The organism is Herminiimonas fonticola (assembly GCF_040395855.1).
GTDB classification, from domain to species: Bacteria; Pseudomonadota; Gammaproteobacteria; order Burkholderiales; family Burkholderiaceae_D; genus Oxalicibacterium; species Oxalicibacterium fonticola_A.
The window spans coordinates 1-10387 of the sequence record NZ_JBEBPO010000087.1 but is presented as its reverse complement, the minus strand read 5'-3'; the positions used below and the strand labels follow the sequence as shown (position 1 = coordinate 10387).

At 58.0% G+C, this 10387-nt stretch carries 9 protein-coding genes; 1 reads left to right on the top strand and 8 read right to left on the bottom strand.

The window, feature by feature from the left end:
- From ABWP27_RS10520 to ABWP27_RS10485, 8 genes are all read right to left on the bottom strand, one after another.
- Window positions 1–1309 (bottom strand): DUF748 domain-containing protein (locus tag ABWP27_RS10520; RefSeq protein ID WP_353156389.1); only part of this gene is annotated, 1309 nt, incomplete at its 3' end.
- Between the two features lie 144 nt (window positions 1310–1453).
- A complete protein-coding gene (gene mnhG / locus ABWP27_RS10515; RefSeq protein ID WP_353156386.1) occupies window positions 1454–1828 on the bottom strand; it encodes a monovalent cation/H(+) antiporter subunit G in 375 nt (124 codons plus the stop codon).
- The gene (locus ABWP27_RS10510; protein WP_353156384.1) at window positions 1825–2103 is read right to left on the bottom strand and encodes a K+/H+ antiporter subunit F; all 279 of its coding nucleotides are present in this window, start codon (window positions 2101–2103) and stop codon (window positions 1825–1827) included. Before ABWP27_RS10510 ends, mnhG begins: the two co-directional genes overlap by 4 nt.
- 12 nt (window positions 2104–2115) lie before the next feature.
- Window positions 2116–2607 (bottom strand): Na+/H+ antiporter subunit E, encoded by a 492-nt coding sequence (locus tag ABWP27_RS10505; RefSeq protein WP_353156381.1) that lies wholly within the window; start codon window positions 2605–2607, stop codon window positions 2116–2118.
- The gene (locus ABWP27_RS10500; protein ID WP_353156379.1) at window positions 2604–4232 is read right to left on the bottom strand and encodes a monovalent cation/H+ antiporter subunit D; all 1629 of its coding nucleotides are present in this window, start codon (window positions 4230–4232) and stop codon (window positions 2604–2606) included. The genes ABWP27_RS10505 and ABWP27_RS10500 overlap by 4 nt, the downstream gene beginning before the upstream one ends.
- The gene (locus ABWP27_RS10495) at window positions 4232–4573 is read right to left on the bottom strand and encodes a Na+/H+ antiporter subunit C (protein ID WP_353156376.1); all 342 of its coding nucleotides are present in this window, start codon (window positions 4571–4573) and stop codon (window positions 4232–4234) included. The genes ABWP27_RS10500 and ABWP27_RS10495 overlap by 1 nt, the downstream gene beginning before the upstream one ends.
- Window positions 4573–7497 (bottom strand): monovalent cation/H+ antiporter subunit A, encoded by a 2925-nt coding sequence (locus ABWP27_RS10490; protein ID WP_353156374.1) that lies wholly within the window; start codon window positions 7495–7497, stop codon window positions 4573–4575. The genes ABWP27_RS10495 and ABWP27_RS10490 overlap by 1 nt, the downstream gene beginning before the upstream one ends.
- Before the next feature lie 324 nt (window positions 7498–7821).
- Window positions 7822–8268 (bottom strand): CopD family protein, encoded by a 447-nt coding sequence (locus ABWP27_RS10485; protein WP_353156371.1) that lies wholly within the window; start codon window positions 8266–8268, stop codon window positions 7822–7824.
- Between the two features lie 179 nt (window positions 8269–8447).
- On the opposite strand from ABWP27_RS10485, the gene ABWP27_RS10480 reads away from it, so the two are divergent.
- Complete coding sequence (locus ABWP27_RS10480; protein WP_353156368.1) at window positions 8448–10304, top strand: ABC transporter ATP-binding protein; 1857 nt, start codon at window positions 8448–8450, stop codon at window positions 10302–10304.
- Window positions 10305–10387 lie beyond the last annotated feature (83 nt).

The window sequence follows — 10387 nt, the reverse complement described above, 5'->3', positions numbered from 1 at the left end:
CTATCTTGTGCACTGTCAAATCGAATTTGTCGATATTGGCCAGCATCGGATGTGCAGGCTGTGCATCGGTGTAGCGCAAGGCGGCATTGCGTACTTCCAGTTCCGCCAGCGCGAAGGTGAATGCGGTTGGAGGTTTGGCAGGCGTTGCAGATGCAGTGTTCGCTGTGGCTTCCGGTGCTTGCGCTGACTTGACCGGCGTAGCGGCAGCAGCGGTTGTCGCTGCCGCTTTCTTTGCGCTGGCGTCAGCAGATGGCGTCGGCGGCGTCAGCAGATTGTCAAAATTAAACTGACCGTTGGCTTTGCGCGTGATATCTGCCGCGATACCGTTGATGGAAAGTTTGGCGACTTCAAAACGCTCACTCAAGACTTTGGCTTCGTTCAGGGTAACGCTGAGTTCCGGCAGCTTGACGATAGCTGCGCCGCTTTCATCATTCAGTTGCAGGGATTTCAGTTTGATGTCGCCGCTCAGGAGCAGGGCTGGAGCCTGATCCTTGGGCTGGCGAAATTTTGCCGTCATGTGCAGATCGAGTCGTGCGCTCGGCACCTTGAAGTGCGGCGTGCCGGGAATGTACTTCAGGTAAGAAGTCAGATCCATATCGTCCAGATTGAGGTCGACCACGGCATCGACAGTATCTGCAAACGGATGGGTTTTTCCCTTGATCAGCAGCGGAGAACCGTTGACGGTAGCGCTCAGCAGGGGTTCGACAAAGACATCGGTCTGGGACGGCAGCGACGATACGAAGGGCACGCCGATTTTCAGATCGGCGACCTGGTGTACGGTTTGTGCCGGTCTGTCATCGAATTCGATGCGGCCTTTGTCCAGTTCGATATTGAAAACGGAAAAACGCGCCGGCTCGGGTGAGGGCGGCTGGCTGTTGATCAGTTCGATGATGTCGTCGATGTTGTAGTGCGTGGCATCCTTGCGCACCAGATGGACGTAGGGTGCGCTCAACTGCACCTGCTGCACTACGGGTGCCAGACGGAACAGCGATTTATAGGAGACATTGACCATCAGCTTCTCGAAACTCGCGAAGACGACATCGCCTTCCGGTTCCATCAGCTTCATGTCATGGATGGTGACACGCATCGCGTAGGGATTGACTTCGACCTGGCCTATCGTGGTCTGGCGGTGCAGCTTCTCGGTAATCAGCGTTTCCGCTTGCGATTTGATGATGCCAGGGAGTGCAAAGTAGCCGAACAGACCGAGCAGAACCACGAATACGAGCACGCCGATAGCGCTGCGTCGTACTGCCGGACGGGCGGAAAAATTGCGGAGGGAGAGCGCGAGTCGAGGGCGGATGTTAGACATGGGAGTTCAGCATGAGCCGCGAGTGAGTGTTCAGGAATTCTACCAGCCGGGCAGAAAGGATGTTGTCGATATGAACAGAAAATATAATGCAGCTGCAGTGAAGTGAAGCGGCTTGTGCGGCAGATGTGGCTGCCGCACAAGCTGTTATTTCTCTTCGGGGAAGGGGTAGGCTTCGCCGGTATCGGCGCCGGCTTCGTGTTTTCCGATACGTACATTCCGATAAACCGCTGCCCGCATGAGCAGCATGGCCACCACAGGCGCGGTCATCAGGATGAAGACGGAGATGATGATTTCATGTATCACCGGCCGCGATTGCAGTACGGTGAAATACAGCATCGATGCCAGCAGCAGGCAGCCGGCACCGAGCGTGACGGTGATTGCCGGGCCGTGGATGCGCTGATAGAAACTGGGCAGACGCATCAGACCGAGAGCACCGATCAGAATGATGCAGCCGCCGAGGATCAGCAGCAATGCCATCGGTAGCGCTGCCCATGCAGGTACGTTCTCGAAGCCGCTCATTCAATAATCTCCCCGCGCATCAGGAACTTGGTCAGTGCCATGGTTGAGACAAAACCCAGCAGGGCGATCATCAGCGCCACCTCGAAATAGATCAGGTCGCCGAAACGTATGCCCAGCATCAAGGTCAGCAGCATTGCGCACATCCACAAGGTGTCCAGTGCGAGCACGCGATCATGCGCCGTCGGGCCTATGAGCAGACGGATCGTGCAGAACAGCATCGCCAGCAGGATGCAGATGAAGGCGAATCCGACCGCCAGCTGCAGCAGTGTCGTCATGCGATCTTTCTCCTATTTGAAAATTTCGATCAGCGGTTTTTCGTACTGCGTCTTGATGGTGTTGATCCACCATTGTTCATCGTGCAGGTCGAATACGTGTAGCGATAGTTCGTAATTGTCAGGCAAAATTTCCACCCATACCGTGCCTGGCGTCGAATTGATCAGGCACGACAGCAGCGCCAGTCCGTACGGATTGCGGATGTCGAGTGGAATCCGGATGAACTGCGAGTTTAGATTGTCGCGTCGGGGAGACAGGATCAGCCAGCTGACATTGAAGCACGAACGGATGATTTCGATCAGCGCCATGCCGAGCAGGCGCAGCAGCAGGAATGGTTTCGCTACTCGTGGATAAGCGAGCGGCTGCAGCGGTCGTGTCAGCAGCGGCACGACAACGGCCAGCATGGCGCCGAGTAAAATCTGCGCCGGTTCCAGGCTTTCGTTGAGCAGCAGCCAGAACAGCAGCAGCACGAAAGACATCATTGGTGAAGGCAGCCAGCGTTTCATGGCGGAGTCCCTTCCTTGTGCGTGCCCGGCACCACAGGTGCGGAGAGTACGCGCTCTATATATTGTGCAGGGCGATGCAGATCGGCGCTGGCGCGTCCCAGATAGTCGAACACAGGGCCGGCCTGCACGGTCAGGGCGACACATAGCAAGAGCAGAAAACTGATGGGCAACACTTCCGTCACATGCAGGCGCGGTGACGTAATCGTGCCCGAAGCCCAGAACGTCCGTACGCCGAAACGCAGCAGTGCAATAATCGCCGCCAGACCCGATAACACGATGAGCGCCATCAGGGTCCAGGTGGTGGAGGTGACAGCGATGTGTGCCGCATCCGGATTCAGCAGCGCATGAAACAGGCCGAACTTGGCGACGAATCCCGACAGCGGCGGCAATCCGGCAATGATGAGTGCGCAAGCGGAAAAGGCGAGGCCGAGGAAAGCCATGGCGCCCGGAATGCCGACGCCGGCAGTTTCCTCCGGTTTTTCTTCAATGGCGAACGCTTCCATCGTCAGCGCCAGCATGCTGGCACCGGCGGAACGTATGCGTTCTATCAGTTCGATCAACAAAACGAAGGCTGCTACCGCCAGCGTTGAACCCAGCAGGTAATAAAGGCCGACGGTGATCAGCGATGCCTGGCCGTAGCCTACTACCGCCAGCAGCGTGCCGGATGAAACGATGGCGGCGTAACCTGCCATGCGTCCCGGTACTTCACTTGCGAGCATGCCGGCGGCGCCGAACACGATGGTCGCCATGCCGCCCCACAGCAGTGCGTTGGAACCGAAGCCGCTGGCGGCGCCGGCATCGGGAGAGAAGACCAGCAGCCACAGACGCAGAATGATGTAGGCGCCGACCTTGGTCATCAGCACCAGCATGGCGGCGATAGGCGGCGAGGCGGCGGCATAGGTGGTTGGCAGCCAGAAGCCGAGCGGCCACATCGCACTTTTCACCAGGAAGGCAATCGCCAGGATGGCGACGCCTATCTTCAGCAGGATCAAATCTTCTGCGCCAACCTCGGCCATGCGCGCAGCCAGGTCGGCCATGTTCAGCGTGCCGGTGCTGGCGTAGATCAGCGCCACGCCGATCAGAAACAGCAGCGACGCGGCCAGATTGACGGCGATGTATTGCATGCCGGCGCGTATGCGCCCGGTGTTGTAGCCGTGCAGCACCAAACCATAGGATGCCGCCAGCATCACTTCGAAGAACACAAAGAGATTGAACAGGTCGTGCGTCAGGAAGGCGCCGTTGATGCCCATCAGCAGGAACTGGAAGAGCGTGTGGAAGTGCACGCCGATGCGGCTCCAGCGCATCATCGAATACAGCAGTGCGGCGGTCGCCAGCAACGCGGTCAGCACCAGCATCAGTGCGGCCAGGCGGTCGGCGATCAGCGCAATGCCGAAAGGCGCCGACCAGTTGGCCGCCAGATACACGCCTATGTTGCCGTTCCAGTGCGCGCTATCGGTCAGTTGCATCAGCATGACAGCAGCTGCGAGTTGCAGCAGCACCGATGCAAGATTGATGATGAACTTGAATTGACGGCGGCTCTCGTTGACGAGCAGCAGCAGCGCGCCGCACAGCAGCGGTAGCAGCACCGGCAGCAGGATCAGGTGTTGGCTCCAATCCAGTTTCATTATTCGGATTCCTCGCCATCGACGTGATCGGTGCCGGTCAGGCCGCGCGAACCGATCATGACCACCAGATAGAGTGCGGTGGTGGCGAAGCCGATGACGATGGCGGTCAGCACCAGCGCCTGCGGCAGCGGATCGCTGAACATGGCGGGATCAGGCACGCCTGTGCCCAGTGTCAGCGGCGGCTTGTTCACCCACAGTCGGCCCATGATGAAGATGAACAGATTGACGGCATAGGACATCAGCATCAATCCGGTCAGTACCTGAAAGCTGCGCGGCCGCAGCAGCAGCCAGATACCGGAACCGAACAGCACGCCGATGGCGAGAGAGATCACGATTTCCATCAGATGACTCCTCGCTGGTTGCCGGCAGGTTCAACTGGCGTACCGGCTTGCGGACGACGGCTGCGGATGGATTGATGCGCCAGTGCGACCAGAATCAGCATGGTCGAACCGACTACGACCACGAACACGCCGAGGTCGAAAAAGAAGGCGCTCGGTACATGAATTTCTCCGAGTAACGGTAGTGTCAGGTGTGCCGTGTGGCTGGTCAGGAACGGATAGCCAAGCACGCTGGCGCCTAGGCCGGTCAGGCATGCAATGATCAAGCCGAACGAGAGCCAGCGTAGCGGCCGCAGATGCAAATGCGACTCCACCCAGGTAGTGCCTGCCAGCATGTACTGGACGATGATGGCGACAGCGAAGATCAATCCGGCGACGAAGCCGCCGCCCGGCAGGTTATGCCCGCGCATGAAAAAGTACGCCACGATCATGCCCATGAAGGGCAGCAGAAAACGCAGGTAGACGCCGGGAACCATCAGGTAGCCGTTCTCGACCTGTTCCGCCGGCGCCTGTTGCGCGGCGAAGTCCTTGTTGTCGAGTTGCTGCTCCGGAATGACAATGCTTTCCGGCGCCGGACGGAAGCGTCGCAACAAGGCATACACGGTCAGCGCGACGATGCTCAGCACGGTGATTTCACCCATCGTATCGAAGCCGCGGAAGTCCACCAGCAGTACATTGACCACGTTGCTGCCGCCGCCTTCCGACAGCGCGCGCAACAGGAAAAAATCGCCTATGCTTTTCGGCTGCGGATGCATCAGCACCACATAACTGACGGCGGCAATACTCAGTCCGCCGCCGATCGCCAGCGCCATATCGCGCGAACGGCGCAACCAGACGGTGTGCGGTTCGCGCATATTGAGTTCTTTCGGTGCGATGCGGCGCGGCAGCCAGCGCAGGCCGAGCAGAATCAGCACGGTGGTCACGGTTTCCACCATCAACTGCGTCAGTGCAAGATCCGGTGCGGATAACCACAGAAAGGTCATGCTGACAACGACGCCGGTGCCGCCGACCATGATCAATGCGGCCAGACGGTGATATTTGGCCTGCCATGCCGCCGCGACTGCGCACGTGCAACCGATCAGCCACATCAATGCGAACAGCGGATCGATGTCGGCCAGCGATACTGCGGCCAATGTCGGCAATGGCTGCACCAGCAGCAGCGGTACGGCGATCATCGCAGCGATCATCAAAAACAACTGCGGTTGCAGACGTTTTGTGCCCAGCCATTTCACCAGCAATGCGGCACCGGCTGTGAGGCGCAGCATCGTGCTTTCGTATGCTTGCGCACCGCTCAATCGATAGAACACCGGTACGCGATCGCGCGACTGCAGCGTGAAGTATTTACGCAGAATGACATACAGCAGCACGCCGCCGGCGAGTGCGGCAAAGCTCATTGCCAGCGGCAGGTTGAAACCGTGCCATATCGCCAGATCATAAACGGGTGCGCGTGCGCCAAGCACCGACACTACTGCGCTATCCAGAAACGGTTCGATACTCATGCCTGGAACAATGCCGACGATCAGGCACAGCAGCACCAGCAACTCGACCGGGAAGCGCATCCAGCGCGGTGGCTCGTGCGGTATTTTCGGCAAATCTTCCGGCAGCTTGCCGAAGAACACGCTGATAAAGCGCAAGGAATAGGTCACGCTGAAAATACCCATTGCGAGCGCGGCATATGACATCCACCAGCTCTCCGTGCCGCCGACCAGGGCGGTTTCGGCAAAGAACATTTCCTTCGAAAGAAAACCGTTGAGCAAAGGCACGCCCGCCATCGCGGCGCTGGCGACCACCGCCAGCCTTGCCGTGATCGGCAAGCCATGCCGCAGGCCGCGCAGCACACGCATGTCGCGGGTACCGGTTTCATGATCGATGATGCCGGCCGCCATGAAAAGCGAGGCCTTGAAAATCGCGTGATTCACGGTGTGGAAAATTGCCGCCACCATGCCAAGCGGCGAACCTATGCCCAGCAATACGGTGATCAAGCCCAGATGGCTGATGGTGGAATATGCCAGCAAGCCTTTCAGATCGTGCTGGAAGATAGCGACGAAGGAGCCGAGCAGTAGCGTGCAGACGCCGGCGCCGGCAATCAGCCATGTCCATTCTTCCGTGCCGGACAAGGCCGGCCAGAAACGCATCAGCAGGAACACGCCGGCTTTGACCATCGTCGCAGAATGCAGATAAGACGATACCGGTGTAGGCGCCGCCATCGCGTGCGGCAACCAGAAATGAAAGGGGAACTGTGCGCTCTTGGTCAATGCGCCGAGTGCAATCAACACCAGTGCCGGCAGATACCAGGCATGCGCCCGGATCTGGTCGCCGGCAGCGAGCACGGTATCCAGATCGTAGCTGCCGACGATGCGACCGAGAATCAGCACGCCGCACAACAGACACAAGCCGCCGGTGGCGGTGACGGTGAACGCCATACGCGCGCCGCGCCGCGCATCGATACGGTGATGCCAGTAACCGATCAGCAGAAAAGAGGTAATGCTGGTCAGTTCCCAGAACACGACCAGTTGAATCAGATTGCCGGACAGGACGACGCCCAGCATCGAACCCATGAAGGCAAGCAGGAAAGCGAAGAAGCGTGGCACCGGGTCCTGCTCTGACATGTAATAGCGCGCATACAGCACGACCAGCAAGCCCACGCCCAGCACCAGCATCACGAACAACCACGCCAGCCCATCCATGCGCAAGACAAAATCCACACCGAATGCGGGCATCCATGCAGCCTGGTAGCGGATGATTTCACCATCGCCTACTTGCTGATACAGATAGGCCGATACCAGCAAGCCGAATAAAGCGACACCTCCGGCCAGTATTGACTCGCGATTGCGGGCATTGGCCGGCATGCATGCGGCGATCACGCTGCCTATGAAGGGCGCGATGACGATGGCGAGTAGCAATATGGATTCGAGGTTTCTATGCATGCGCAGTCAATAATTCAGCAAAAACAATCAGCCGGCATCAGCAGGCAATGCTCGTATGAGCGCGTGAACTTCTGATTGATAAAAATATCTCCTCAATATTCAGAGATGGGCGAACGATATACGTCGGTCACAGTCGATGACTGGATACTACTCTCAACAGCCGGATGGAAGCCCGTGTGCGTTGAGTGCAATGCGTGATAGCGCAAGGCGATGATCAATGCGCCGTTTTATGCGCATTGATGTTTGCTTCGGTCAATATTATAAGGGCATGCGGAAACTGTGCGGACAAAAAATCATTTCACTTGTCTTCGCTTCCTGCTTCGGTTACAGCGCCAGCGGACCCAGCGAGCCGATGACTATCGTCAGCAAACCCAGTATCAGGTTGATGCCGACCAGTTTGCGAATCTGCCCCATTGCGGCGCCGCCGGTTTTCCATTCCTGCGCAGCGACTGCACGTTTCAAACGACGATAGGGAGCAAAAAAGATGTGTGCAAAGATCAGAGTCATGATCACGCCGAGGACGAACATCAGGGTGATATAGACTGGCGGCTTGCCGATCAGGGCCATCATATACAGGCCGCTGCCGAAGATCAGCGCAACGGAAAGCCAGACCCATACGAAAAATTTGGTGAATATCCCGGCCAGCAAAGTCAGTCTTTGCGGTGGTTCCAGTGTCACGGCGACGACTGGCCGTAACGCGTTATGGGCGAAGAACATGCCGCCTACCCAAACGGTAAAGCCGAGAATATGCAAGAATTTCGCGATGATCATGATGTGCTCTTTGCGGAAATGGTGTCGGGAGCCATAGGGTAGCCGAAGGTTTGCGGATTACAAAGAAAATTGCAGTATGTGTCAGGGAATGATCCGTATCATGCATCCCTCGCAAGAAGTGGTCGCAGAGTACGTGCATATGCGATGTTGTTTGTACAAAGAATTATCTGGAGATGTAAATGCTGGGCTGGTTTGAACGATTGCTGCATCCGTATCAGGACGAAATTCCCGCCACTCCGCCGCGCGGATTCATCGCCTTTGTGTGGGCATGCACCAAAGGTGCGCGGCGTTATGTCGCTGCGATGACCATATTGACGGCGATGACGGGCGCTTTCGAGGCGCTGCTGTTTGCGATGATGGGGCGCATCGTCGATTGGCTGGCCAAGGTCGAGCCCGCCATGCTGTGGACGCAGGAGCGCAGCAGCTTGCTGTTGCTGGCGGCAGTGGTGATGTTGAGCACGGTGCTGGTGGCATTGCAGACTTTCTTCAAGCATCAGACGCTGGCGGGAAATTTCCCCATGCAGTTGCGCTGGAATTTTCATCGCATGATGCTCAATCAGAGCATGGGTTTTTATCAGGATGAATTTGCCGGGCGCGTCGCCACCAAGGTGATGCAGACCGCGCTTGCCGTGCGCGACGTGTGCATGATTACCGGCGATATTCTGGTCTTCGTCATCATTTATTTCGTCACGCTGGTGAGCGTGGTCGGCACTTTTAATACCTGGATGATGCTGCCGTTTTTGAGCTGGGCGGTGGTGTACGGACTGGCCTTGCGCTATTTTGTGCCGCGCCTGAGCCATGTTTCCAGAGCGCAGGCGGATGCGCGCTCGCTGATGACGGGCCGCATTACCGATGCCTATACGAATATCGGCACCGTCAAACTGTTTTCGCATGCCGGCCGCGAAGCCGGTTATGCGCGCACCGCGATGCAGGAATTCATGTTTGCCGTGCATGGGCAAATGCGCCTGGTCAGCGGTTTTGAAATCGTCAATCATGCGCTGAGCATGCTGCTGATACTCAGCACTGCCGGCGTTGCATTGTGGTTATGGACGCAAGGTCAGGTGGGCGTGGGTGCGGTTGCTGCCGCCACCGCGATGGCCTTGCGCCTGAACGGCATTTCGCACTGGGTCATGTGGGAAATGGCAACGCTGTTCGAGCAGGTCGGCACCGTGCAGGATGGCATCAACACCCTGGCGCGCGCGCATACGGTCACGGATGCGGCGGATGCAGTGCCCTTGCAGGTGATGCACGGTGAATTGAAGTTTGACAATGTCGGTTTCGCCTACGGTGGTACGCGCGCGGTGATCGATCAATTCAATCTGACCATACGCCCGGGTGAAAAAGTAGGATTGGTCGGACGTTCGGGTGCCGGCAAATCGACGATCGTCAATCTGCTGCTGCGCTTCTACGATCTGGAGCAGGGGCGCATCCTGATCGACGGGCAGGATATTGCGCACGTCACGCAAAACAGTTTGCGTGCGCAGGTCGGCATGGTGACGCAGGACACTTCGCTGCTGCACCGCTCGGTACGCGACAACATTCTGTACGGCCGTCCCGATGCTGGCGAGGCCGACATGATCGATGCGGCCAAGCGGGCAGAGGCGCACGACTTTATTCTGACCCTGAGCGATGCCAAGGGGCGCACCGCTTACGATGCGCACGTCGGCGAACGCGGCGTCAAATTATCCGGCGGCCAGCGGCAACGCATTGCGATTGCACGCGTGATGCTGAAGGATGCGCCTATTCTTTTGCTGGATGAGGCAACCAGCGCACTCGATTCGGAAGTGGAAGCGGCGATTCAAACCAGTCTGTATGAACTGATGGAAGGCAAGACCGTGGTGGCGATTGCCCATCGTTTGTCCACGATAGCGGCGATGGATAGATTGATCGTGCTGGATAAAGGTCGCATCGTCGAGCAGGGTTCGCATCGCGAGCTGCTGCAACAGAATGGACTGTATGCGCGCCTGTGGGCGCATCAGAGCGGCGGATTTTTGGGAGAAGAGGCGGACGACGAACAAATCGTCGTCAACGCCTGAATCTCTGCCGGCAGCGCGTACGCCTCGTACGCCTAATTCCTGATCACGGCGACGGGCGCGACCTGCGGCTTTGCTACCAGCAG